The organism is Nocardioides malaquae, assembly GCF_015070385.1.
GTDB classification, from domain to species: domain Bacteria; phylum Actinomycetota; class Actinomycetes; order Propionibacteriales; family Nocardioidaceae; genus Nocardioides; species Nocardioides malaquae.
In genome coordinates, this window is sequence record NZ_JADCSA010000192.1 from 1 (window position 1) to 326 (window position 326).

Sequence of the window (326 nt, forward strand, 5' to 3'; positions counted from 1 at the left end):
GCGATCACGCGCGCCTGAGCCACGTTGACCCGTGCCTCCCGCAGCCCCGCTGCCAGCACCGGCAGCTCCTCCAGCGCGACCGCGAGCCTCAGGTCGGTCGCGGCGTCAGCGCGGCGTACATGGGCGTGGTGGGCCAACCACGTCGCAACCGAGTGGAACCCCTGGGCCTCGGCCACGTCCTGCGAGGACGCCATCACCCGCAACCGAAGCTCCGTCAATTGGCTCTCCAGGGCCACCGAGCGCTTCAACGCCTCGGCCTTCTCCTCGGTGCTCATGAAGATCGGGTTCACCTCGGCCAACGACTTCAGCTCGGCCTCGATCACCGC

At 69.3% G+C, this 326-nt stretch carries 1 protein-coding gene; it reads right to left on the minus strand.

Annotated elements, in window-relative coordinates; translation table 11 throughout:
* The coding region (locus IEQ44_RS15680; protein ID WP_193639404.1) for a DUF222 domain-containing protein at positions 1 to 326 on the minus strand (326 nt) is incomplete at both ends.